The organism is Ruegeria sp. AF2, assembly GCF_056542025.1.
Window position 1 is genome coordinate 301,686 of record NZ_JBQFZC010000003.1, and the last position, 24,866, is coordinate 326,551.

At 57.3% G+C, this 24,866-nt stretch carries 24 protein-coding genes; 9 read left to right on the forward strand and 15 right to left on the reverse strand.

The window, feature by feature from the left end:
• Together ACR0NM_RS12235 and mce are read right to left on the reverse strand one after the other, a co-directional pair.
• Positions 1-276, reverse strand: coding sequence for a DUF1467 family protein (locus tag ACR0NM_RS12235; protein WP_170392343.1), 276 nt, complete (start codon positions 274-276; stop codon positions 1-3).
• 5 nt (positions 277-281) lie between these two features.
• Positions 282-686: a methylmalonyl-CoA epimerase gene (mce, locus tag ACR0NM_RS12240; RefSeq protein WP_010441821.1), complete on the reverse strand. Its 405-nt coding sequence runs from the start codon at positions 684-686 to the stop codon at positions 282-284.
• A gap of 134 nt (positions 687-820) precedes the next feature.
• Here mce and ACR0NM_RS12245 point away from each other — a divergent pair, with 134 nt between their 5' ends.
• On the forward strand, positions 821-1,537 hold the full coding sequence (locus ACR0NM_RS12245) for a response regulator (protein ID WP_170392345.1): 717 nt from the start codon (positions 821-823) through the stop codon (positions 1,535-1,537).
• Between the two features lie 232 nt (positions 1,538-1,769).
• Here ACR0NM_RS12245 and aspS read toward each other — a convergent pair whose 3' ends face one another.
• The 4 genes from aspS to ACR0NM_RS12265 form a co-directional block, all read right to left on the reverse strand.
• Positions 1,770-3,545 carry an aspartate--tRNA ligase gene (gene aspS, locus ACR0NM_RS12250; protein ID WP_480614950.1) on the reverse strand — a complete coding sequence of 592 codons (1,776 nt, stop codon included), beginning with the start codon at positions 3,543-3,545 and terminating at the stop codon, positions 1,770-1,772.
• 79 nt (positions 3,546-3,624) lie between these two features.
• Positions 3,625-4,233, reverse strand: coding sequence for a CPBP family intramembrane glutamic endopeptidase (locus tag ACR0NM_RS12255; RefSeq protein ID WP_480503528.1), 609 nt, complete (start codon positions 4,231-4,233; stop codon positions 3,625-3,627).
• 59 nt (positions 4,234-4,292) lie between these two features.
• Positions 4,293-4,940, reverse strand: a complete 648-nt coding sequence (locus ACR0NM_RS12260) for an aminotransferase class IV family protein (RefSeq protein ID WP_170392351.1) — start codon at positions 4,938-4,940, stop codon at positions 4,293-4,295.
• On the reverse strand, positions 4,895-6,022 hold the full coding sequence (locus tag ACR0NM_RS12265; RefSeq protein WP_480615125.1) for an aminodeoxychorismate synthase component I: 1,128 nt from the start codon (positions 6,020-6,022) through the stop codon (positions 4,895-4,897). Before ACR0NM_RS12265 ends, ACR0NM_RS12260 begins: the two co-directional genes overlap by 46 nt.
• A 177-nt stretch (positions 6,023-6,199) precedes the next feature.
• Between ACR0NM_RS12265 and carB the strand changes: the two genes are divergently transcribed.
• Positions 6,200-9,544: a carbamoyl-phosphate synthase large subunit gene (gene carB, locus ACR0NM_RS12270; RefSeq protein WP_480614953.1), complete on the forward strand. Its 3,345-nt coding sequence runs from the start codon at positions 6,200-6,202 to the stop codon at positions 9,542-9,544.
• 102 nt (positions 9,545-9,646) lie between these two features.
• Positions 9,647-10,057: a VOC family protein gene (locus tag ACR0NM_RS12275; protein ID WP_170636053.1), complete on the forward strand. Its 411-nt coding sequence runs from the start codon at positions 9,647-9,649 to the stop codon at positions 10,055-10,057.
• Here the strand turns inward: ACR0NM_RS12275 and ACR0NM_RS12280 are convergent, their stop codons facing one another.
• Genes ACR0NM_RS12280 through ACR0NM_RS12290 form a run of 3 tightly spaced genes read right to left on the reverse strand, consistent with a single transcriptional unit; the run spans position 10,058 to position 14,611 of the window.
• Positions 10,058-13,099, reverse strand: a complete 3,042-nt coding sequence (locus tag ACR0NM_RS12280; RefSeq protein ID WP_480614955.1) for an efflux RND transporter permease subunit — start codon at positions 13,097-13,099, stop codon at positions 10,058-10,060. It lies immediately after the preceding gene.
• 10 nt (positions 13,100-13,109) lie between these two features.
• Positions 13,110-14,147 carry an efflux RND transporter periplasmic adaptor subunit gene (locus tag ACR0NM_RS12285; protein WP_170392359.1) on the reverse strand — a complete coding sequence of 346 codons (1,038 nt, stop codon included), beginning with the start codon at positions 14,145-14,147 and terminating at the stop codon, positions 13,110-13,112.
• A complete protein-coding gene (locus ACR0NM_RS12290; protein WP_170420601.1) occupies positions 14,144-14,611 on the reverse strand; it encodes a MarR family winged helix-turn-helix transcriptional regulator in 468 nt (155 codons plus the stop codon). Before ACR0NM_RS12290 ends, ACR0NM_RS12285 begins: the two co-directional genes overlap by 4 nt.
• A 154-nt stretch (positions 14,612-14,765) precedes the next feature.
• On the opposite strand from ACR0NM_RS12290, the gene ACR0NM_RS12295 reads away from it, so the two are divergent.
• Positions 14,766-15,890, forward strand: coding sequence for a beta-ketoacyl-ACP synthase III (locus ACR0NM_RS12295; RefSeq protein ID WP_480614957.1), 1,125 nt, complete (start codon positions 14,766-14,768; stop codon positions 15,888-15,890).
• A gap of 157 nt (positions 15,891-16,047) precedes the next feature.
• Entirely contained in the window at positions 16,048-16,782 is a 735-nt protein-coding gene (locus tag ACR0NM_RS12300; RefSeq protein WP_170512520.1) for a hypothetical protein, read from the forward strand.
• 93 nt (positions 16,783-16,875) lie between these two features.
• Here the strand turns inward: ACR0NM_RS12300 and ACR0NM_RS12305 are convergent, their stop codons facing one another.
• Positions 16,876-17,337 carry a hypothetical protein gene (locus ACR0NM_RS12305; RefSeq protein ID WP_170392365.1) on the reverse strand — a complete coding sequence of 154 codons (462 nt, stop codon included), beginning with the start codon at positions 17,335-17,337 and terminating at the stop codon, positions 16,876-16,878.
• Between the two features lie 355 nt (positions 17,338-17,692).
• Between ACR0NM_RS12305 and ACR0NM_RS12310 the strand changes: the two genes are divergently transcribed.
• The gene (locus ACR0NM_RS12310) at positions 17,693-18,271 is read left to right on the forward strand and encodes a thymidine kinase (protein WP_170661817.1); all 579 of its coding nucleotides are present in this window, start codon (positions 17,693-17,695) and stop codon (positions 18,269-18,271) included.
• Here ACR0NM_RS12310 and ACR0NM_RS12315 read toward each other — a convergent pair.
• The 5 genes from ACR0NM_RS12315 to ACR0NM_RS12335 all read right to left on the reverse strand — a co-directional run bounded on the left by ACR0NM_RS12315 (position 18,268) and on the right by ACR0NM_RS12335 (position 21,461).
• Positions 18,268-19,218, reverse strand: a complete 951-nt coding sequence (locus ACR0NM_RS12315) for a 2-hydroxyacid dehydrogenase (RefSeq protein WP_480614960.1) — start codon at positions 19,216-19,218, stop codon at positions 18,268-18,270. The genes ACR0NM_RS12310 and ACR0NM_RS12315 overlap by 4 nt on opposite strands.
• Positions 19,218-19,556, reverse strand: coding sequence for a tRNA-binding protein (locus ACR0NM_RS12320; RefSeq protein WP_170392371.1), 339 nt, complete (start codon positions 19,554-19,556; stop codon positions 19,218-19,220). The genes ACR0NM_RS12315 and ACR0NM_RS12320 overlap by 1 nt, the downstream gene beginning before the upstream one ends.
• Positions 19,549-20,364 (reverse strand): pyrroline-5-carboxylate reductase, encoded by an 816-nt coding sequence (gene proC, locus ACR0NM_RS12325; RefSeq protein WP_170512482.1) that lies wholly within the window; start codon positions 20,362-20,364, stop codon positions 19,549-19,551. The genes ACR0NM_RS12320 and proC overlap by 8 nt, the downstream gene beginning before the upstream one ends.
• Before the next feature lie 33 nt (positions 20,365-20,397).
• Positions 20,398-20,898, reverse strand: a complete 501-nt coding sequence (locus ACR0NM_RS12330) for a type III secretion system chaperone family protein (RefSeq protein WP_010441802.1) — start codon at positions 20,896-20,898, stop codon at positions 20,398-20,400.
• Positions 20,899-21,212: 314 nt separating this feature from the next.
• Positions 21,213-21,461, reverse strand: coding sequence for an accessory factor UbiK family protein (locus ACR0NM_RS12335; RefSeq protein ID WP_170512483.1), 249 nt, complete (start codon positions 21,459-21,461; stop codon positions 21,213-21,215).
• A gap of 97 nt (positions 21,462-21,558) precedes the next feature.
• On the opposite strand from ACR0NM_RS12335, the gene lgt reads away from it, so the two are divergent.
• Genes lgt through pgeF form a run of 3 tightly spaced genes read left to right on the forward strand, consistent with a single transcriptional unit; the run spans position 21,559 to position 24,265 of the window.
• Positions 21,559-22,446 (forward strand): prolipoprotein diacylglyceryl transferase, encoded by an 888-nt coding sequence (gene lgt, locus ACR0NM_RS12340; RefSeq protein ID WP_170512528.1) that lies wholly within the window; start codon positions 21,559-21,561, stop codon positions 22,444-22,446.
• On the forward strand, positions 22,443-23,510 hold the full coding sequence (locus tag ACR0NM_RS12345; protein ID WP_480614961.1) for a class I SAM-dependent methyltransferase: 1,068 nt from the start codon (positions 22,443-22,445) through the stop codon (positions 23,508-23,510). The genes lgt and ACR0NM_RS12345 overlap by 4 nt, the downstream gene beginning before the upstream one ends.
• On the forward strand, positions 23,507-24,265 hold the full coding sequence (gene pgeF / locus ACR0NM_RS12350; RefSeq protein WP_480614963.1) for a peptidoglycan editing factor PgeF: 759 nt from the start codon (positions 23,507-23,509) through the stop codon (positions 24,263-24,265). The genes ACR0NM_RS12345 and pgeF overlap by 4 nt, the downstream gene beginning before the upstream one ends.
• Positions 24,266-24,866 lie beyond the last annotated feature (601 nt).

The following is a 24,866-nucleotide window of genomic DNA, read 5'->3' on the forward strand; positions in this document are numbered from 1 at the left end:
CTACTCGCGCGGTTCCAGTTGGTTCAGCCAATCGAAATCGCGCACGCTGATTACGCCGGAGATAATGATGCCGGCAATGATCGCCCACAGCACCACCGATATCCCGGTGGTAATCCACAGCTTCTTCTTCATGTGATGGACTTCCGGCGCACCCGCATGAGTGCCCGGAACAATATCCCCAAGATCCCCCTGCGTTTTGATGCGCACAGGCAGAACAATCAGCAAGGTCAGAAACCAAATTACAGCGAAAAGAACCAGAGCGGCGGTAATGGTCATCGACTTCAGACCTGCTCCAGCTCAACGAGGCATCCGTTGAAATCCTTCGGGTGCAGGAACAACACCGGTTTGCCATGCGCTCCGATCTTGGGTTCACCCGATCCCAGAACGCGCGCACCGGTCTCTTTCAGATGATCGCGGGCTGCGATGATATCCTCGACCTCATAGCAGACATGGTGGATGCCGCCTGATGGGTTCTTTTCCAGAAATCCGTTGATCGGGCTGTTCTCACCCAGCGGATACAGCAATTCGATCTTGGTGTTGGGTAGTTCAATAAAGACCACGGTGACCCCATGATCCGGCTCATCCTGTGGAGCGCCGACTTTGGCGCCAAGCGCATTGCGATACTGGGCCGATGCGGCCTCTAGGTCGGGAACAGCAATGGCTACGTGGTTCAGGCGACCAATCATGGGACTCTCCTTCCTTCTGCGTTGCAGCGGTTATGGGGGCAGTATACCCAAAGGACAAGTGCGCCAAATCGTCGTTAACCCTGTATTAGCCAGAAGTTCCTAGCGTGAGGCATCTGCTAAACAGGAGTTCTGCCATGGACGATTCGGGACCTTTCGCCTCTCCAGCGCTGGCCACCAAGATGCGACCGCTGCTGGGCCAAACAATCCTTGTGGTCGAAGACAGCCGCTATGCGTGCGATGCAATACGATTGATGTGCTTGCATAGCGGTGCGCGTATCCGTCGTGCGGATTGTCTGAAATCAGCGCGGCGCCATCTGCAAATCTATCGTCCCTCGGTCCTGATCGTCGATATGGGTCTTCCTGACGGGTCCGGCGCTGACCTGATAGCCGAAATGACCCACGCTGTACCCCGCATCGGTGTCATTCTCGGGCTGTCTGGCGATGACAGCATGCAGGTTATCGCCAGACGCGCAGGTGCAGATGGGTTTCTGGCCAAACCCCTGACCTCGGTCGCTTATTTCCAGACCTCCATACTTGAACTTCTGCCCGAAGATCGCCGCCCAGGAGGTCTGGATTCCGTCAGGGATAACATCGTTCAGCCCGATCCGCTGGCCTATCGGGACGACATGGCCCATATCGCCGACGTGCTTACCGGCCCCACTGATCAGCGCACATTGGATTATGCGGTACAATTCCTGCAAAGCGTTGCGCGAGACGCCGAAGATACTGTGCTTGCCGAAGCAGCCCGGGACCTTGCCCAATCTCGTGCGCGGGGGACACCGGTCACCGCCCAGGCTGCACGGATTGCGGGTCTGGTTCAGGATCGGCTCGAACGGCAAGAGGCGATCTGAGATGCTGACCGCTTACTTTATTACCGCATCGATCCTTTGCATCTGGGTCTACCGCCTGACACGACAGACGGCCAAGAGCATCCGCAATCGTCGGGATGCCGCAAATCCACTGGATTGAGTTGAGCTTGTTTTGAGACCACCACGCAACTCGGATTTGCGTGGCGCGGCGAATACACCGATTGTATTGCACTGCCCCAAACGTAAACCGCCCGCTCAGGGCGGGCGGCTAGATTTAGTCTTGCGGGATGATCCTGAGACCCAGTTCCATCAACTGATCCGAGGTCGGATCGGATGGCGCGTCCATCATCAGGTCTTCAGCGCGCTGGTTCATCGGGAACATCATGACTTCGCGGATATTAGCCTCATCCGCCAATAGCATCACGATCCGGTCGATACCTGCGGCACAGCCCCCGTGCGGCGGGGCGCCGTAGTGGAAGGCGTTAAACAAGGCGCCAAAGCGGGATTTGACTTCGTCTTCGCCGTACCCTGCCAGTTCAAAGGCCTTCAACATAATCTCAGGCTTATGATTCCGGATCGCACCTGACACCAGCTCGTAGCCGTTGCAGGCCAGGTCATACTGATACCCGCGTACGTCCAGAGGATTGCCCTGCAGCGCCTCCATTCCACCCTGCGGCATCGAGAACGGGTTGTGCTCAAAGTCGATCGTGCCGGTTTCTTCGTCCTGCTCGTAGATCGGGAAATCGACGATCCAGGCAAAGGCAAAGCGGTCTTTCTCGGTGAGATTCAGTTCATCTCCGATCACGTCACGGGCCTTTCCGGCCACCTTTTCAAAGGCTTTTGGCTTACCACCCAGGAAGAACGCGGCATCACCGACGCCCAGACCCAATTGCTGACGGATCGCCTCGGTTCGTTCGGGGCCGATGTTCTTGGCCAGTGGACCTGCGGCCTCCATACCCTCGCCCTGATCACGCCAGAAAATGTAACCCATACCGGGCAGACCTTCTTTCTGGGCAAATGCGTTCATACGGTCACAGAATTTGCGGCTGCCACCGCTCGGCGCTGGGATAGCGCGGATTTCGGTGCCTTCCTGCTCCAACAGCTTCGCGAAAATCGCGAAGCCAGAACCCCGGAAGTGGTCAGAGACCACTTGCATCTTAATGGGGTTCCGCAGGTCAGGCTTGTCGGTGCCGTACCACAGGGCTGAGTCCTTGTAGGAAATCTGCGGCCACTCCTGATCGACCTTGCGCCCGCCCCCGAACTCTTCGAACACACCAGTCAGCACGGGCTGGATGGTGTCGAACACATCCTGCTGCTCGACAAACGACATCTCTAGATCGAGTTGATAGAAATCGGTGGGCGATCGGTCTGCACGCGGGTCTTCATCGCGGAAGCAGGGTGCAATCTGGAAATATTTGTCGAAGCCCGACACCATGATCAGCTGTTTGAATTGCTGCGGGGCCTGCGGTAGGGCGTAGAACTTGCCCGGATGTAGTCGCGAGGGGACCAGAAAGTCGCGTGCGCCTTCGGGCGACGATGCGGTAATGATCGGTGTCTGATATTCACGGAATCCCTGATCCCACATCCGGCGGCGCATAGATGCGACAACGTCCGAGCGAAGGGTCATGTTTTGCTGCATCGCCTCGCGTCTTAGGTCGAGGTAGCGATAGCGCAGACGTGTTTCCTCGGGGTATTCCTGATCGCCGAACACCATCAACGGCAATTCGTCGGCAGCACCAAGAACCTCCAGCTCACGCACATAAACCTCGATCTCGCCTGTCGGCAATTTCGGGTTAATGAGATCAGCGTCGCGGGCTTTGACAGTGCCGTCGATGCGGATGCACCACTCGGACCGTACCTTTTCCAGTTCAGCAAATGCCGCACTATCGCCGTCGCACAAAACCTGGGTCACACCGAAATGGTCGCGCAGGTCGATGAACAGTACGCCGCCGTGATCTCGGACACGATGCACCCAACCGGACAGGCGGACGGTTTCACCGACATTGGCGGCGGTCAGAGCGGCGCAGGTGTGGCTGCGATAGGCGTGCATGGATCATATCCCTTCGGGCGCAGAATTCGTCGCGCCGATACACCCCGTCAGGCTTGGAAAGTCAAGGCGGGTCGCGCCGTCAAAACGGCCTTTGCACGTTGCCCGAGTAGAAATAGACGCCCAGCCCTGCCGCAAAGATAATATTACCGGCAATTGCGTGCAGAAGAACTGCATAAAAGAATGATCCGCGCTTGCGGTAGGCCCAGGTGAACAGGAGGCCTCCGACGAAAGTCATGATGGCTACTACCCAGCTCCAGTACATGAGGTGCGCAAGCGAAAACAGGCCAGCGTTCAAAAGGTATGCGGCCCGCCCTTCAGGTAGGATCGCGTGATAGCGTCGGAAAAAGAGAGAGCGGAAAAGCAGCTCTTGTGGCAGAGCGGACAACAACGGGTAGCCGATACAGATGAATATCAACATCTCTGGCCGATGCAGCAGCAAAACAAAGGCTGCATCCGGTCGCGCCCACAGCACCAGGGCGGAACAGAAGGCAGCCATGAACAGGGTAAATGCAAAGACTTCGGTCCACGACCAGTTTCGCCAGCCATACCGAAGCTCCGCCCAGGAAAAACCGGGCGTATCCTGCAGCAGCAGTATGCCCAGTCCGGTAAACGCAAAAAGCGAGGGGAACATCCAGTTTGGCGGGAACAATGTCGCGATGGCTATGGGAACCGCCACAAAAAAGAGCACAAACTCAATCCTGAGGCGTGAGTTGGTAACAGGGGTCTCCACCCATTCGGTATTTTTGCTCAAGGTGCCACAAGCTCCGCACGGATCAGCCCCCGAAGGGAATTTCCACAGTGGATAGATTGCGCGTTTTTTAGATCGGTCAAGGTCAGAACGGATTCGGTAACTTCTTTATTATCCAACAATTCCTCGCGCAAAACCCCGGGAAGCAATCCGCATCGCAGTGAGGGCGTCAGTCGTCTGCCGTCGGGCATGGTCAGGAACAGGTTCGTGATAGTGCCCTCGCAAAGCTCATCCCGTTCGTTCAAAAACAAAAGCTCATCAACTCTTAGCGGCAAGCCCGCCCGCGCCATGTCATAGACGGCCCGTCGGGTCGTTTTGTAACCCAGCCAGATATCCGATGATGATAGTCTCTGTTTGGCCAAATCCACACGCCAGACGGACGGATTGGCAGCCAATTCTCCGGACGTCAGTTCAAATTTACCATCCGCGTCCAAGGTCAAACGGCAGCGCAATGCAATCTCACCCAAACTCGCATCCAAAATCGTCCAAGCGGCGGTTCGGTCAAAATCAATGCCGAACTTCTGTGCTGTGCGCGCCATGCGGGCCAAATGACGATCAAGCCTGACGAACCCCTGCCCCGGCCTGTAGGCCAAAGTTTCGATCAGACGGAAATCAGGCTCAGTTGGTGGGCGAAGCGGGCTTTCCATAGCGCCTCCTCATATTCCGATGGCGCGGTGCTGTCCCAGACCAGCCCGCCGCCTACGTTAAGGGTCGCCTTGCCGCCTTCAACCATGAGGGTCCGGATGGCCACGTTGAATTCCGACCGACCGTCCGGGGCCGCCCAACCGATGGTTCCGCAGTAAACATCGCGAGGCCAAGGTTCCAGTTCGGACAGGATCTCCATCGCGCGAATCTTTGGCGCTCCGGTGATTGATCCGCACGGGAACAAGGCGGTCAGAATATCAGAAAGGCCTACGCCAAGGTGTAACTGCGCCTGCACAAGCGAGACCATCTGATGGACAGTCGCATAGGTCTCAACCTTGAACAGCTCGGGTACTTTCACCGATCCGGCCAGCGCGACCCGGCTAATATCGTTGCGCAGCAGATCGACGATCATCAGATTTTCGGCCCGGTTCTTTTCATCCGAAGACAGGAAAGCGCGTCGACGCTCGTCTTCGACTGGGTCCTCGCTGCGCGGTTGAGTTCCCTTCATCGGGCGCGTTTCGATCCGGCCCTCGGCGTCGGTTCGGAAAAACAGTTCGGGCGAGCGGCTCAGCAGATCAGGCAGCCCCTCCTGCTCAACCAAGGCGCCGTGGCCGACGGGTTGACCAGCCGCAAGCGCCGCATAAAGCGCAACGCTGTCTCCGGTTACATCGAGATCAATTGGGAAGGTCAGATTTGCCTGATAAATGTCACCCGCACCAATCGCCTCATGCACTGTACGAAAGGCCTGCGTATATCGCGCCTCGTCCCAGCGGGGCTGAAACGCAGTGACACTGCCCGACGCCTTTGGCAGTCCAACGCGATCCGGTGCGTCAAACACACCGAAACACAGTAGTGGCAGGCGTCGTCCTTCTGGCAGCCGGTCTGCCAGACGTGGTTCCAGCACGTAGCCCAGCTCATAACTTGCGTATCCTGCCAGCCAGGCCCCATCCGCGCGCGCCTGATCCAGCGCCGCCAGAGCCTGGGGCACCTCCGCCGCGTTATCCGCGCGGATAATCCGGGTCGGACGCTCAAACCGGGTTCCGCGCCCAGCTGGTCCTTGATCGAAACGAATACGCAATTGCATCCTCATTTGCCGTGCTGCGCGGTATAGAGAATAGCGCGCCAAGGGAAAGAGGGGAAAGCGGCAATTTCAAACCCGTTTCCGATACCTCTTGCACCTTTTCGCGCGGTCCCTATAACGCAGGACAATTTGGGCGCTGGGGCGGTGCCCTGACTCGCGGACAATTGAAGGGGCCAAGCCATGCCGAGAAGAACCGACATCCAGTCGATCATGATCATCGGGGCAGGCCCCATTGTTATCGGTCAGGCCTGCGAGTTCGACTATTCCGGCGCTCAGGCATGTAAGGCGCTGCGCGAGGAAGGCTATCGGGTCATTCTGGTGAACTCGAACCCTGCAACGATCATGACCGACCCGGGGCTAGCCGATGCGACCTATATCGAGCCGATCACGCCCGAAGTTGTCGCCAAGATCATCGAAAAAGAACGCCCCGATGCCCTACTGCCCACTATGGGCGGACAGACCGGCCTGAACACCTCGCTGGCGCTGGAAGAGATGGGCGTGCTGGATAAGTTCAACGTCGAGATGATCGGCGCCAAGCGAGACGCGATCGAAATGGCCGAAGACCGCGCCCTGTTCCGCGAGGCGATGGATAGGTTGGGCATCGAAAACCCCAAGGCCGAGATCGTGACGGCCCCCAAGGATGAGAACGGCAAGAAAGATCTCGACGCCGGTGTGGCACTAGCGCTTGAAACCCTCGAAACAGTTGGTCTGCCCGCCATCATCCGCCCCGCCTTTACGCTGGGCGGCACCGGCGGCGGTGTCGCATATAACCGCGAGGATTATATCCATATTTGCCGCTCGGGTATGGATGCGTCCCCCGTCGGTCAGATCCTGATCGATGAAAGTCTTCTGGGGTGGAAAGAATACGAGATGGAGGTGGTGCGCGACACCGCTGACAACGCCATCATTGTCTGCTCAATCGAGAACGTTGATCCGATGGGCGTGCACACAGGTGACTCGATCACCGTGGCCCCTGCCCTGACGCTGACCGACAAAGAATACCAGATCATGCGCAATCACTCGATTGCCGTGCTGCGCGAAATCGGCGTCGAAACCGGCGGCTCGAACGTGCAGTGGGCGATCAACCCGGTGGATGGCCGCATGGTCGTGATCGAGATGAACCCGCGTGTGTCGCGATCCTCGGCTCTGGCCTCGAAGGCGACCGGATTCCCGATTGCCAAGATCGCCGCAAAACTGGCCGTTGGGTACACGCTGGACGAGCTAGACAATGACATCACCAAGGTCACCCCGGCCTCGTTCGAGCCGACCATCGACTATGTTGTCACCAAAATCCCGAAATTTGCCTTTGAGAAATTCCCCGGCTCGGAACCCTATCTGACCACCGCCATGAAGTCGGTGGGTGAGGCGATGTCAATCGGCCGCACCATTCACGAATCGATGCAAAAGGCTCTGGCCTCGATGGAGTCGGGTCTGACAGGCTTTGATGAGATCGAAATCCCCGGTCTGAACGTCGGAGTCTGGGAAGAAGCGGACGACAAAGCCGCTGTGATCAAGGCAATCAGCCAGCAGACCCCCGATCGTCTGCGCACAATCGCGCAGGCTATGCGTCACGGTCTGACCGACGATGAAATCTTCGGTGTCACCAAGTTCGACCCGTGGTTCCTGGCCCGCATTCGTGAGATCATCGAGGCCGAGCGTCAGGTGCGCAAAGATGGTCTGCCGGTTACCGAGGACGGTATCCGCAAACTGAAAATGCTTGGATTCACCGACGCGCGTCTGGGCAATCTGACCGGCCGTGACGAAGACAACGTCCGCCGCGCCCGCCGCAATCTGGGTGTGAACGCCGTCTTCAAACGCATCGACACCTGTGCGGCTGAGTTCGAGGCGCAGACCCCCTATATGTACTCGACCTACGAAGCCCCGATGATGGGTGAGGTCGAATGCGAGGCACGTCCAAGCGACCGCAAAAAGGTCGTCATCCTTGGTGGTGGTCCGAACCGGATCGGCCAGGGCATCGAGTTCGATTACTGCTGCTGCCACGCCTGTTTCGCGCTGACCGAAGCCGGATATGAGACCATCATGGTCAACTGCAACCCCGAGACGGTCTCGACCGACTATGACACCTCGGACCGCTTGTATTTCGAGCCGCTGACCTTCGAGCACGTCATGGAAATCCTGACGAAGGAACAGGAAGCCGGCACGCTGCACGGCGTCATCGTTCAGTTCGGCGGCCAGACCCCGCTGAAACTGGCCAACGCGCTTGAAGCCGAGGGCATTCCGATCCTTGGCACCACGCCGGACGCCATCGACCTCGCCGAAGATCGTGAGCGTTTCCAGGCGCTGGTCAATCAACTGGGCCTGAAGCAGCCCAAGAACGGCATCGCCTCGACCGACGAAAAGGCGCTGGAGATTGCCGAAGATATCGGCTTCCCGCTGGTCATCCGCCCCTCCTATGTTCTGGGCGGCCGCGCGATGGAAATCGTGCGCGATATGGATCAGCTACGCCGCTACATCAATGAGGCCGTAGTGGTATCCGGCGACAGCCCGGTTCTTCTGGACAGCTATCTGGCCGGTGCGGTCGAACTGGACGTGGACGCGCTGTGCGACGGTAACGACGTGCATGTTGCAGGCATCATGCAGCACATCGAAGAGGCCGGCGTGCACTCGGGCGACTCGGCCTGTTCGCTGCCGCCTTATTCGCTGTCGAAAGAGATCATCGAACAGATTAAGGATCAGGCGTTCAAGCTGGCCAAGGCGCTGAATGTCGTCGGCCTGATGAACGTGCAGTTCGCCATCAAGGATGACGAGATTTACCTGATTGAGGTCAACCCTCGTGCCAGCCGCACCGTGCCTTTTGTAGCTAAAGCCACTGACAGCGCCATTGCCTCTATCGCTGCGCGTGTAATGGCCGGTGAGAAACTGGCGAACTTCCCGAAACGCCCCCCTTACAAAACGGTCGATGACACCAAAATCGCCGACCAGATGACGCTGGCCGACCCGAACATGCCGTGGTTCTCGGTGAAAGAAGCCGTTTTGCCTTTCGCCCGCTTCCCCGGCGTTGACACCATCCTGGGCCCTGAAATGCGTTCGACCGGAGAGGTCATGGGCTGGGACCGCGACTTCCCGCGCGCTTTCCTGAAAGCACAAATGGGGGCCGGTATGGTGCTGCCCAGCGCAGGTCGTGCGTTTATCTCGATCAAGGATGCGGACAAAGGGCCGGATATGCTCGAAGCAGCGCGTGTTCTGGTTGAGCAAGGCTTTGAGCTTGTTGCGACCCGCGGCACACAAGCCTGGCTGACTGAAGAAAATGTGCCGTGCGGCGTGGTCAACAAAGTGTACGAAGGCCGCCCGGATGTGACCGACCTGATGAAGGACGGCGGCGTGCAGCTGGTCATGAACTCGACCGAAGGCGCACAGGCGGTGGAAGACAGCCGATCAATCCGGTCGATCGCGCTGTATGACAAGATCCCCTATTACACCACAGCCGCAGCAAGCTATGCCGCCGCGCTGGCGATCAAGGCGCAGGCCGAAGGCGATGTTGAGGTGAAATCGCTGCAGGGCTAAGCCCCGGCAACGGTATGAATGAATGGACCCCGGCCTCGGCCGGGGTCTTTTTTCTTCCCCTCCTTGCCCATCGCCCACATGATGGGCGGGGAAGGAGTGCTCATGGACCTCTACACCACATACGGAAGCAACGACCTGCCTCGGGCCATCCGCTTTTATGATGCGATCTTCGCGGTTCTTGGCCAGCCGCGCCTGCCCGGTTGGATTGATGGCTGGGCCGGATGGGGTTCCGACCCCGACAGCGGCACCGGGTTTTGGATCTGCAAACCTTTTGACGGAGCCCCCGCCAGTACCGGCAATGGCACGATGATCGCCTTTCCCGCCAGAAGTGCCGATCAGGTCCGGCGTTTCCATGCCACGGGTTTGAAAAACGGCGGTGCAGATGAAGGCAAACCTGGTGTCCGCCCCCATTACGAGCCCGGATTCTATGTGGCCTATCTGCGCGACCCCGATGGCAACAAGCTATCCTGTTTTTACTACCATTATGATCCAAAGGAGGATGCGGGCGGTTGATCAACCAGCAGCCAGACGTCGCTTTTCTTCACGGTTGAAAAACAACATGTAGAAGACAGGTGCGGCAACCATGGTCAGGATCGTGGCAAAGGCCAGACCGCCCATGATTGTGACTGCCATGGACACAAAGAACGCATCCGTCAGAAGCGGTGCCATCCCCAGAATCGTCGTGATCGCCGCCAACATTACCGGGCGCAGACGCGAGACAGAGGCCTCAACAATCGCAGGACGCAGGGCTTTACCAGTAGCGCGGACCAGATCGATTTCTTCGACCAGTACAATGCCGTTCTTGATCAGCATGCCTGAGAGACTTAACAGCCCCAATAGCGCTGTGAAGGTGAAGGGCAGACCTGTTCCAAGCAGACCGATAACCACGCCATTTACGGACATCGGGACCAATAGCCAGATAATGACCGTTTGCCGGATTGCATTGAACAGCAATACGGAAATCAACACCATAATCAGCAAGCTCAGCGGCAACTGCCGCCCAAGGCTGGCCTGAGCGTCGCCTGAATCCTCGAACTCGCCCCCCCATTCCATACGATAGCCGATCGGCAGTTCCATCGCTTCAATGGCACTGCGTACTTCGGAGTGGACCTGCGCGGCGGTCATGTCAGGGGGGATGTCCGCGCCAACAGTGATGGTCAACACCCGGTCACGGCGATGAACCAGCGTATTGAGCGCCTTGTAGTCGAAGCCGTCCACCATCTGCTCGATTGGAACGAAACGTTCCGACTGATCGGAGTAAACTACCTGATCGACGATCGAATAGTCTCCATCCGCCGGGCGGCGCAAGATGATCGGGATCTGGCGGTCGCGCTCGCGCAAAACGCCGCCCGTGATGCCATCGGTCGAAAACTGCAACGTAGCCGCAATGTCTTCGCGCGATACGCCTGCTGTTTGGGCGCGCTCCGTGGCATAGATCGGCTGCACGGCCAATTCCTGCTCACGCCAGTCGTGATGCACATGTAGCGCATTCGGAGATGCGGCTGACATGCGCTGTACCGCTTCTTCGGCCAGTTGACGCAGAACAACCGGATCACTACCCGAGAACCGAGCCTGGATTGGATCGCCGCCACCGGGACCAAAAATCAGGCGTTTGGTTCGGAATTCGCCTTCGGGGAACTGGGCCGAACCGAACTCCTCAAGATCGGCTTGCAAGCCAGGAATGTCGCCCAAAGCCTCGGTGCGGATGATCATATGTCCATAGCTTGGGTTTGGCTTCTCGGCAGCGTAGGTCAACATGAACCGCGTGGCCCCCTGCCCGACAAATGTTGCAACCGAGACGACGTCATCACGTTCGGCCAGCCAGTCCTCGAATACGGCCATATCTTCCGCCGTGCGGGCGATCGGCGTGCCTTGTGGCAGCTTGTAGTGCACGAAGAACAACGGCGTGTTCGAGTTTGGGAAGAATTGCTGTTTCATCAGTCCAAAGCCCGCAAAACAGACGACTGTGACCCCGATCAACCCGGCCACTACCAGCCATCGGAACCGAAGCGCCCAGTTCAAGATTGCACCGTAGACGCGGAACAGGATGCCGCCATAGGCATCCACCTCACCCTCTTTGCCCTGCTTGAAGAAATAGTGTCCGAGCAAAGGTGTCACCGTGATGGCCAGAACCCAGCTCAGCAGTAGTGAAATGCCGATCACGGCAAATAACGAGAACAGGAATTCCCCGGTCGCGTCAGGACTGAGCCCGATCCCGGCGAAAGCCATGATCCCGATCACCGTCGCGCCCAGAAGTGGGATCTGCGTTTTTGACGCAACCTCTTCCGCAGCATCGCGCGAGGATTTTCCCCGCAACATCGAAATCTGCATTCCTTCGGCCACCACGATGGCGTTGTCGACCAGCATCCCCATGGCGATGATCAGAGCGCCCAGCGAGATCCGTTCCATCTCGATCGAGAACATCGACATGAAGAGCAAAGTACCCACAACGGTCAGCAACAAGGTGGACCCAACGACAATTGCGGCGCGCCAGCCCATGAAAATGCCCAGAACCGCAACAACGATGCTGACTGACATGGCGAGGTTCAGCAGGAAGGCGTTCGAGGCCTCATCGACAACAACATGCTGCTGATAGATGGGCAGGATTTCGACACCAAAGGGGATTTCGGAATCCAGTTCGGCCAGTTTGGCATCTGCACGCTGCCCGACTTCGACGATGTTTTCAGTGGCCAGCCCAGCGATACCCAGCGTGAAAGCTTCAGCGCCGTTGAATCGGATCATGATATCGGGGTCGTTCTGCCGCCCGCGATAGACGTCGGACATGTCGAACAGGTTGATCACTTGCCCCTGCGATCCAACTGACAGGCCGGCGATCGCCGATACGCTGTCCGAGCCCTCGGCCGTCAAGATCGTGGTGCGGTCACTATTGGATCGCAGCGAACCCGAGGCGTTGACCGAGTCCGCGTTTGCGATAGCTTCGTTGATCGCCTGCAGCGGGACGTTCTGATTGACCGAGATCGACAGGTCCGGCTCAATAAAGATCGCCTCATTCGGCAAGCCCTGAACCTCGACATCTGCAACACCGCTTACCGTCAGCAATTCGCGGCGAAGGAAGGTCGCCAGTTCGTGCTTCTCGGCGTCAGAATACCCGTCTGCCGTAACGGCATAGAACAGGCCGAACACATCCCCGAACCCGTCATTCACATAAGGCGCACCCACGCCCGAAGGCAGACCGCGTGCTGCATCGCGCACCTTGGCACGCAGACGGGTCCAGATGTCGGGCAACTCACTGCCGTCATAGGTGGATTTAATCTCAACCTCGATCAGCGACTGTCCCGGCTGGTTGACCGAGGTGATGACATCCACCTCGCCCATCTGCTGAATGGCAGATTCCAGCGGTTCTGAAACCTCCAGCGCCACCTGTTCGGCAGTCGCACCGGGGTATTGCGTGGCGATCACCGCCTGTTTGATGGTGAAGGCCGGGTCTTCAAGGCGACCTAGCGACGTGAAACCCCAAATGCCGCCGAACAGGGCAATCAGAATGAACAGCCACGTATAGAGAGGCCGGTCGATCGAAGCGCGTGCGATGCTCATGAAACCGCCCTCAGTTCGAGAAGCCGACAAAGCGGCGGACAGTTTGACCATCGGACAATGCACCCCCACCGGCGACGACGATTTCGTCGCCATCCATCAGGCCGGTGAGCACGCGGACATCGCCGCTCTGCGTAGGTTCAACAGTCACTGGAACCCGGCGGACGGTGCCTTCGTCGGCGCCAGCCGGCGAGAAGACCAGAACGCCCAGCGCGCCGCTGGCATCAGCAACTACAGCCGTTGGCGGGATGATGATACCGGTGCGTTCATCCTGCACCTGCACCGTGACGGTCACGGAGGAACCGGGAAGAATCTGCAATCCCTCGGGCGGTGTCAAACCGAACTGGATGCGAAAGGTCTGGCCCACGCTTGAGGATTCAGCATCGAATTCCCTTATTTCCAGCGGAAAGATCTCATCGCTGACAGGGAACTTGGCAGTAATCGTGATGTCGTCCTGCTGTCCGGACCGCTGAAATAGGATTTCGGGCACATCCACCTCAATACGCAGTTCAGACATATCGTGAATCCGCACGATCGGAGTACCCGCAGAAACAGTTGTAAACGCCTCAACTGCACGGCTTGAAACCAGCGCGTCGAACGGAGCGGTCAGCGTCGCATGTTCCAACTCATATTCTGCATCTCGAACCGCAATCGCGGCCAGTTGCGCAGCTGTTTCGGCATCATCGACGGCGACCTGGCTGGCTGCGGTTCCACGCAGACGCGACAGGCGGGCGAGTGTTCGATCCGCCTGATCTTTTTGCAAGCGCGTCCGGTCGCGCTGCAGTTCGAACGGTTCCTGATCGAGGCGGGCAATCAACTCACCCTTTGGGATTACAAAGCCTTCGGTCACAGGCATCTCAACGATCTGCCCTGCGACCTGAAACGCCAGATCAACGGTCTGACGAGCGGCGATCCGACCAAAGAATTGGCGCGAAAAGCCGGGAGAGGTTTCGCTTACCTGCATCAGTTTCACAGGCTTGGCAGGCTCTTGCGCCATGGCAGGCGCAGTCAACAAGGACAGTGCGAGGCAAACAGAGGTCAGGAGTTTCATTTCGTCAATCCCTCGGGAATTCCGGTTTTCAGAATGTTGTCACGGATTTTGTGAGCCAGCCGTGCGAACTCGGCGGTTTCTTCGGTGTTCAGACCCGATGCGCTGTGGAAAAGCTCACCCGCCACGGCCACCAGCATATTGCGGGCCTCTTCGCCCTGTTCGGTCAGCACCAAAAGCCAGGCGCGACGGTCTTCGGGATCACGCTGTCGGGTCAGGTGTCCCGCCAGTTCAAGTGCATCGGCGGTCGCCGTAATCGTTGACGGCACTGTCAACATATCTGCGGCCAGCACTCCCATACGTTTGGGCACATCGAGCTTGATTAGCATGTGGCATTCCTGATGGCTCAGGTCTGTTTCGATGCTGTCAAAGCTCTCTTCCAGTTTCCAATAAAGCGCGTAGACCCCCATCATCGCCTGAATCTCAGGGCTGAGGCGTCCTAACCGCATGCTGATATCGTCTGACATGAATCTTTTCCGTGCGAGTCGCGGCGAAATATACTTCGAATTTTGAACTATTCAAGTTATGAAGCGAGGAGCGATGCATTCCCTTGGGTCAACACATCTTGATCAATATTAATAGGGACTGCATTTTGTGCAGATCATGAACTCAGGGCCAGCCATGTACACTCCTGCCATCACCGGGACCGGTGTCTATACACCAGAAAGCATCATAACCAACGCCGAACTGGTGGAAGCGTTCAATGCCTATGCCGACCGGATGAACGTCGAAAACGCAGATGCGATTGCAGCGGGCGACATGGAACCGATGCAGCATTCCTCGGAAGAGTTCATCCTGAAGGCATCAGGCATCGAGAACCGGTATGTGATGGACAAGACCGGTGTTTTGAACCCCGAGATCATGCATCCCGCGCTGCGCCAGCGTAGCGACGACGAGCCTGGGATCATGACCGAGATGGCGGTGGATGCGTGCCTTAAGGCGCTAGCACAAGCGGGGCGCAGCGCCGAGGATGTCGATTTGGTGATCTGCGCCGCTTCGAACCATGAACGTGCCTATCCTGCAATTGCCATCGAGATTCAGCAGGCATTGGGGATCAGCGGATTCGGGTTTGACATGAACGTGGCCTGTTCCTCGGCCACATTCGGCATTCAGGCGGCGGCGGATATGGTGCGCTCGGGCTCGGTCCGAGCGGCGCTGGTCGTCAACCCCGAGATCTGCTCGGGTCATCTTGAGTGGCGCGACCGGGATTGCCATTTCATATTTGGCGATGTCGCGACCGCTACTCTGATCGAGCGGATCGAAGACGCCCAAGGCCCACATTTCGAGATAGTATCGACCCGGTGCGCAACTGCGTTTTCCAACAATATCCGCAACAACAACGGCTTCCTCCGCCGTTCGCGCCCCGATGGTCTGGTGGATCGCCGCGACATGCAGTTCATGCAGAATGGTCGCAAGGTGTTCAAAGAGGTCCTGCCCATGGTCAGCAAACATATCAGCGACCACATGGAGGCAGAGGGCATCAGTAGTGATGATCTAAAACGCCTCTGGCTGCATCAGGCCAACAAGACGATGAACGACTTCATCGGTAAGAAGGTTCTGGGGCGTGAGCCAGAACCGGGTGAGCAACCCAACATTCTGCAAGACTACGCCAATACCTCATCCGCCGGGTCGATTATCGCCTTCTCAAAGCATTCCGATGATCTGGATGCGGGCGATGTGGGCCTGATTTGCTCGTTCGGGGCCGGGTATTCGGTGGGTTCTGTGATCGTCAAACGGTATCAATAAGCGCGCGCCTTATCTGCGCTGCTGGAATCGCTGCAAGACCAAACCGCTTTCTCAAGAATTATTCAGACGGGCTCAACCGCTCCTTCATCTCTGACCGACACATCGAAACCCGGATGCCCTGTGCATCCGAGTGATGTAGTTATGGGAGCCCGCTGTTATGGGAAATAATACTCGCGTTGGACTGGCCGCCTTGGTCGCCGCACCTTTCATTGGGGTTATGGCGACCGGCGCGGCAATCGCAGAACCGCAAACCTGTACAGTCAACACCGCGCGTGTTGCCGCCAATGAAGGCGATTTTGACACGCTCTGCAGCTGTTCGCAGGTAACGCGAGGGTTTGTATCACATCTGCAAAATCGTTCTGATTTTGCTTCGATCCTGCAGAACACTTCGGCGCAATGCCCCGGTCTGACTCAGTTGTTGAGCGATCTGCCCACTGCGTCGATTTCCAACACCAATGCCGGTGAAGAGCGCAGCAGAGATCCATCCTCCAATTCCGTTGGCTCGAGTGAAAACGGAAGCTCGGGCAACGGCGGCGGTAGCTCAGGCAACAGCGACGGGAGTTCCGGCGGCAACGGTGATCCGGGTGATGGTGGAAGCAGTCCTGGCGATGGCGGCGGTAAGGGCGGTGGCAAAGGTGGCCACGGCGGAGGTGACAAACCCGGCAAAGGCGGCGGCAAAGGCGGTCACGGCGGTGGTGACAAGCCCGGCAAAGGCGGTGGTAAAGGCGGTCACGGCGGTGGTGACAAGCCCGGCAAAGGCGGTGGTAAAGGTGGCCACGACGGTGGTGACAAGCCAGGCAAAGGCGGTGCCAAAGGCAATAACGGTGGCGGCAACGGACCAGAGGGGGCAAGCCCCGGGCGCGGCAAGAACGCCAACAATGATGAACGCTGAATATTAATCTGCCCGGCAGACAAACAAAAAGGCGGCACATGGGCCGCCTTTATTTTGCGCATTCACAACAATTCAGTACAGGGACATGACACCTTAACTGACGCTTTCCTCTTCCAGATGCAGCTTCATTTCGATCAGAACCTGTTGCAGCATACTGGTTTCTTTCAGCAGCCGCTTCGCCTCGTTCACCGTGATGATGCCATCTTCTATCGCCGACTGGTATTCCGTCATCAGCATGGCAAAACGTTGGCTCAGCGCAATGACATCGGAATTTACCCCGCCCGTACGTGGGCTGTCCGAGTTTCGTCCATCGTAAGAAAGCGTGATATTCTTCAAATCCGCCAATGCCGCAGTCACGTGCGGATAGGCAGCCGCGTTTTCCAACCGGGCAACAGCATCCACCGGCATGAACCGGTCAGAATGTTCTGCGTTGTCTGAATAGTACCTGCCAAGCGTGGCTTTGGATTTCCCGGTGATCTCGCACGCTGCTTCGATTCCGACATCCTTAACCAATGCTTCGGTATGCTTTTTCAGATAGGCCCCGATATCTGCCATTTTGCTACCCTTGTTACCTGCGCCCTGCCCCCTCTGCCTGTCCATGCTGGGGGAAAGGGTAGGGAAATTTCCCATATTCGATTCATAATTGAAATGGCAATAATTGACTATCCCTCAGATATGCAGGGATTTTGTGAGTGAGTGGCGGCCGTTCGAGCCGGTAAAGAGTGTATGCGGGGCAGGATTTTAGCCTTGCATTGTATAGGCCACTTGTAGGCCGACGACGCCACTGTCGCGAAGGCGAGGTAATCCATCCCCAAGAGCATTTGCTCAACCTCAGCTGTAGCGATGGTGGCGTCGATTTACCCCCATGAGACGGCTTGCCCAGGCATCACATGCGAATTAGACCCACGGCATGGCAAAGCTCTATTTCAACTATTCGACTATGAACGCGGGCAAATCGACCGTGTTGCTGCAGGCCTCGCATAACTATCGCGAACGCGGCATGTATACCTACCTGATGACAGCCGCCATTGACGGACGCGCCGGTGAGGGGCGGATCGCATCAAGAATCGGAATCTCGGAACGAGCGGACATGTTTCGTCCCGACGACAATGTGTTTGCCATGATCGAAAACCGCCTGACACAAGGGGGCATCGCCTGCGTATTCATTGATGAAGCCCAGTTTCTTTCGGAAGAGCAGGTCTGGCAACTTGCGCGCGCCGTAGATGATCTGAAGGTCCCAGTGTTGACCTACGGGTTGCGGGTGGATTTTCAGGGTAAACTGTTCCCCGGGTCGGCAGCATTGTTGGCTCTGGCCGATGAGATGCGCGAAGTACGCACCATCTGCGAATGCGGGCGCAAGGCGACGATGGTGATTCGTCAGGATGAAAACGGAAACACCATCACCGAAGGGGCGCAGGTACAGATTGGAGGGAACGAGACTTATGTCTCGCTCTGCCGCAAACACTGGCGCGAGGCGGTGGGTTCCTAAACCGGGTTGGGTAACGTTCGCCCGGCCACGAACGCCGCGATATTGTCCAACGCCATGTGACCCATATCGGTGCGCACCTCTTCGGTCGCGGTGCCGAGGTGGGGCAGCAGAGTCACATTTCCCATGTCACACAAGGCCTGCGGCACCTTGGGCTCGAACTCGTAGACATCCAGTCCAGCGCCAGCAATCCGACCAGCATTAAGCGCTTGGATTAAGGCGGCTTCGTCCACAACTTCACCGCGCGCAATGTTTATCACAATGCCCGAGGGCTTCATCGAAGCCAAAATCTGCGCGTTGACCAAGTGTCGTGTTTCAGCTCCTCCGGGGACGGCTATGACAAGAAAATCCACTGCCGCAGCTAATGCACTGAGATCCGGAATATACTCTGCTTGGAGGTCCAGCTGCTTTGGATTGCGTGATTGATAGGCAACGGTCATGTCGAATCCGAAATGACACCTCCGGGCAATGGCCTGACCTATGCGGCCCATTCCGATGATGCCCACCTTTTTGCCGGTCACATGTTGGCCTAGCATCTGTGTAGGATGCCACCCCTGCCACTGGCCTGACCTGACCAACCTTTCCCCCTCACCTGAACGGCGGGCCGTCGTGAGCAAAAGTGTCATGGCAACATCGGCGGTGGCATCGGTGACGGCACCCGGCGTGTTGGTTACCGCTACCCCGGCAGCGTGCGCGGCGTCCACGTCGATATGATTGTAACCAACTCCGAAATTTGCCAGCAGTTTACAGCGAGGCTCTGGCACCTTAGCAAAGATCTCTGCCGAAAACTGATCGCCCAACGTTGGGACCACAACGTCAAACTCAGTCAGCGCCCGCAACATTTCTTCATGCGTCATAGGCGTGGTTTCACTGCGGAATTCCACATCGAATTCGGCACGGGCGCGCACTTGCACAGCCGAAGTCATCGGTCGGGCAATCAGCAGTTTCATCAATGCATCCTTCCACCGATGGGCACAGCGCCATCGGGGCCTATCAACACGATCTCACCGTTTTCGTCGGGAAGACCCAACACCAAAACCTCGGACATGAATTTACCGATTTGGCGCGGGGGAAAGTTGACCACGGCCATCACCTGCTTGCCCACCAGCGTCGCCGGATCGTAGTGCGCGGTGATCTGGGCCGAAGTTTTGCGCTCACCGATCTCATCGCCAAAATCGACCCACAGCTTGATCGCGGGCTTGCGGGCTTCCGGGTACGGCTCGGCGCGTATCACCTCACCTACACGAATGTCGACTTTGAGAAATTCGTCGAATGAAATCTCACTCACGAGACAACTCCTTAGATCGGTCGGTTGCAGCTTTGACGGCACGATGTAGCAGGTCTGGGAAACCCTCTTCTTCATGCATCAACACCTCCAGTGCGGCCTGAGTGGTGCCGTTGGGAGAGGTGACGTTGACCCGCAATTGAGACGGATGCTCGTCAGCGGCCATCGCCAACGCCCCTGCCCCAGCGACGGTTGATTTGGCTAGCTTCATCGCCAGTTCCGGCGGTAAGCCGTGCGCTTCGCCAGCTTGCGCCAGTGTTTCGATTAGGTGGAATACATAGGCCGGGCCCGAACCGCTGACCCCGGTGACGGCATCCATCTGCGTCTCATCATCCAATCGAACCGTCTCACCAATGGCCGAAAGCAGGTCTTCAGCCAGTAGGATATCCGCGTCCGAGGTGTTGGCATTCCCAATCAGCGCCGTGATCCCCTGCCGAACCGCCGCAGGCGTATTTGGCATCGCACGGATGATCGGCGTATCTGCCCCAATGACGTTCTCGAAAGTGGCCAGCGATGTACCCGCTGCGACCGATATGAAAAGACTGTCACCATTGCCCAGAGCTTGAATGGCTGGCAGGGCTTCGCCCATCATCTGTGGTTTGACCGCTACGAGTACAACTGCGGGTGCCTCGGGGAGAGGAGTGTTGATGTTGACGCCCTGCGCCTTCAGCCAATCCGAGGGAAATGGATCGATCACCCAGACCGATGCGGCAGGAAGGCCATGTTCCAACCAGCCTGCAAGCATCGCTGAGCCCATCTTGCCGCATCCCAGAAGCACAAGCCCCTGTTCCGCAACTCGCGAGATATCCATGATTGCCCCTCCCCTATGGTTCGGGGCAAAGCTTTACGCGCGGCCGTAGGCCTCTGCAATGGCGACTTGCATCGCCTCTTCGGGGTCTCGGTTTCCCCAGGTCACCAGTTGGATCGCGGGGTAATAGCGCTCGGCGCTCAGTACCGCTGCGGTGATCATGGTATCGATCTGTTCCGGGCTGGCCGTCTGACCACCGGCCAGCACCAAGCCATAGCGATAGACCATCAATTTCTGATTGGCCCAGTAGGTAAACGCCCCGGCCCAACACTGATCATTCATCTTGTTCAGTAGCTCATAAAGCTCGGTTTCGCGCTCGGCCGGAGGCTCCATCTCAAAGGAACACACCATGCGGAGCGTTTCATCGTAATTCGACCAGGCCAAAGTTATCGAATATGTGCGCCACTGTCCTTCGACAGCCATGGCAATCTGATCATCCCCGATCCGGTCAAAATCCCAGTCGTGATGTTCTGCAAGATGTTCAACAATGTCGATCGGATGAAGGTCTTCTTCGAGATACTGCTCGGAAAGGGCCATAATGCCACCTCACTAATCTCTAGCATTTTGGGGCTGGCAGCGCCCCAGCGCTAGTTGCCTGCTCTACAAGCCGGGCTTCCCCAGTCTGCCTGTACTAAATATGGTGCGATGTGAGCACAGCTCTGGCAACCCTATTTATTGGGGATAACAGCAATAAGTTGTGGACAGTTGGCAACGCCGATCAAAATATTGGCAATGGATGCAGCTTTGTCTTGATAAATTTCTGCAGAGCGGCAAAATGCACAACACCGCACAATCCAAGTTCGGATTGCGCGGCGGATGCTTTTACCCAAAATCTTAAATTCCTGCGGATGTTACTTGTCCAGCTTCGCCTCGAGCGCGGCAATTCGCTGTTCAAGTGCACCGTTCTCTTCGCGCGCTTTCTGCGCCATGGCACGCACAGCATCAAATTCTTCACGGGTCACAAAATCCCGGTCGGCCAGCCAGCGGTCCATCATGGATTTCATCGCATTCTCGGCCTCTTCTCGTGCCCCCTGCGCCACACCCATGGCATTGGTCATCAGTTGAGACATATCGTCCAGAATCTTGTTACGGGTTTGCATGGGCTTTCTCCGATTTCGCGATTGCTCTCTATATGGGTAAAGATTGGCCCGGGCTCAAGGTTGACTTGCCACGCAAACCCCGGGCAATGAGACGCACATGCAGGCTGTTTTGAATTTCCCCGATCTGTCACCCGAAATTTTCTCGATCTCTCTGTTCGGGATGGAGTTTGCGCTCAGGTGGTATGCGCTGGCCTATATCGTCGGCATCCTGATTGCTTGGCGCATGGCGCTGATGGCGCTTAGGCGGCCTGTGCTTTGGGCTGATGACACACCACCGATGCAACCCGACCAGCTTGAGGATTTGGTCACCTGGATCATACTGGGTGTAATTCTTGGTGGTCGATTGGGGTTCGTCCTTTTCTATCAACCCGCATATTATTTTGCGTATCCACTGGAAATTCTGATGGTTTGGCAGGGTGGCATGGCATTCCATGGCGGCCTGTTGGGCGTGGTGATCGCCACGTATCTGTTCGGCAGGCGCCACGCTATACCGATTCTTTCGCTGGGTGATTTGGTTGCCTACACAGTGCCGCCCGGGTTGTTGCTGGGACGATTGGCGAATTTCACCAATGCCGAGCTTTGGGGTCGACCCAGCGAATTGCCATGGGCGGTGATCTTTCCCGGAACTGCGGCCCAGGATTGCCCCGGCGTTGTTGCGGGGATGTGCGCCCGCCACCCTTCGCAACTGTATGAGGCAGCACTTGAAGGTCTGATCCTCGGGGCGATTCTGATATGGCTGGCCTACCGGCGCGGCGCGTTTCAAAAACCAGGTCTGGTTATGGGCGTATTTCTGGCTGGCTACGGCGCATCGCGGTTTTTTGTCGAATTCTTCCGTCAACCCGATGCGCAATTTATATCGCCGGGGAATCCGCTAGGGCTGGCGTGGCATGTTGGCGGATATGGATTGACCATGGGGCAACTCTTGTCGCTACCAATGATTGCACTTGGCCTTTGGTTGGCATTTCGGGCAAGACGCAGATCATGAACCTGAAGGATCGTCTGCTCCTGCGCATCCAGAATGATGGCCCTATGACCATCGCTGACTACATGACCGAGTGTCTGATGCATCCGGAACATGGATACTACACAACACGCGATCCGCTGGGCGCTCAGGGCGATTTCATTACAGCGCCTGAAATCAGTCAGATGTTCGGAGAGCTAATAGGATTGTGTCTGGCGCAATGCTGGCTGGTACAAGGCAAACCCGAAAAGTTTGTTCTGGCCGAGCTTGGCCCTGGTCGTGGCACCCTGATGGCAGACATCCTGCGCGCCACTCAAAGTGTTCCTGGCTTTCACAAAGCGGCCGAGATCGCATTGCTCGAAGCTTCACCTGTATTGCGCGACGTACAAGCCAAGGCACTGCAAGGGTATGAACCTCAGTGGATCGAGGCAATTTCTGATCTTGAAGATCTTCCTCTGTTTCTGGTGGCAAACGAGTTCTTTGATGCCCTGCCCATCCGCCAGTTCCTGCGCGAAGGCGAAGGTTGGCGCGAGAGGTTAGTTGGCAAAGATGGTGCTTCGCTTGCGTTCGGTCTTGGTACGCAATTGGCACAAGCCGCGCTCAGCGAACGTGTCGAGGATACGCAGGACGGAGATCTGGTAGAACTGTGCGCTGCTGCCAGTTCCATTATGTACTCTGTTGCCGGGCAGATCGCCCGTAACGGCGGAGCCGCGCTGATCATCGATTATGGTGACTGGCGCTCGCTTGGCGACACATTGCAGGCATTGCAAGCGCATGAACGTGTCGACCCCCTGGATCAGCCCGGTCAGGCGGATCTGACCACACATGTCGACTTTGAGGTCTTGGCGAAGGCGTCTCATACTTCGGGCTGCGCTTATACAAAACTGACCCCGCAGGGTGTGTTTCTTGAGCGGCTCGGGATCACCGCGCGCGCGCAATCGCTTGCCGCCCCTCTCAGCGGGTCACAGCTTGAGGCGCTGGTCTCTGCACATCGACGGTTGACGCACCCCGACGAAATGGGAAACCTGTTCAAAGTACTGGGTCTTTATCCGCCAAACGCCACGCCGCCACCGGGACTGGAACCATGACACTGGAAATCATTACTTCAGACATGCTGTCCCCCGTACGACACGGGTTCTTCAGCCGCCGCGGTGGCGCATCTTCTGGTATCTTCGAAGGACTCAACTGCGGAACCGGGTCGACAGATTTGACTGAGGCCGTAGCTTTGAACCGTCGGCGCGTCGCCGACGCGATGGAAGTGGCACCTGAAGCGATGATCGGTGTGCATCAAGTGCATTCGCCGACCGTGATTGCAGTCGATGGTCCGATGACTGGTGACAAACCCAAAGCTGACGCGGTTGTCACATCAACGCCGGGTTTGGCGCTTACAATCTTAACCGCTGATTGTCAGCCGGTGCTGTTCGCGGATCCTGACGCAAATGTGATCGGGGCCGCACATGCCGGTTGGCGCGGCGCGTTGGATGGTGTGCTGGAATCAACACTGGACGCGATGGAAGCGCTGGGAGCCAGCCGGGATAACACTGTTGCCGTAATCGGCCCCACGATTTCACAACGCGCTTACGAGGTCGGCTCAGAGTTTCTGGACGACTTCCTTGCTGACACGCCAGAGAACGCGCGTTTTTTTGCAAATGGCAAAGGTGACCGGATGCATTTCGACCTGCCCGCCTTTGGCCTGCATCGTCTGCGCGAAGCTGGTATCGGCCAGGCCGAGTGGGTCCGTCATTGCACCTATTCCGACCCTGACAGGTTTTATTCATACCGGCGCTCGACCCATGCCAAAGAGGCCGACTACGGCAGATTGATTTCCGCTATCAGATTGTAAATCTGGCCCATATTAAGGCAGCTTTGCCCAGTTTCTGCCACATTTCTTGTGTTTATCAGAGTCAGAATCGTCTCAAATTTTCGCCAATGCACAGACGGTTACCCCAAGTGGGATCGTGATGGCATGGGCGGAAGCAACTAAGAGGTACCTGAAACCTTCAATTTGTCCTCAATTCAACCCGGATCAGCCTTATAGGCGCCGCAAATCAGCGTCACATTGGCTTCATAAACGGGAACAGGGCGACCGCCCTATCGAAGCAGGACAATGGATATGAAATCGAAATCACGCTTTCTCAGCGCCGTTTTTGCGGCTGTCAGGGATCAAGAACCAGAAATGCCCTGGAAGCGGGTTTCAAGTCACTCAGTCAGAGTTGCACGCCATCTGGCGGCGCGACGCTGACACAGCAACCCCAAGAGACCAGCTGCCGGTCTCGGAGGGCAAACGCATACCGGATGAAGCTCCGGTCCGGTGTGTGGGGTCGCAATCAGGACTGCGACCAGGGTTCGGAGCGTGTGTGTGCAGGCAATTGCAGCCTGCGGTTTACGAGTTTGTCTGGGGGGGTCAAGAACTTGACCAAAACACTGGTGTTTTCTGATGCGGC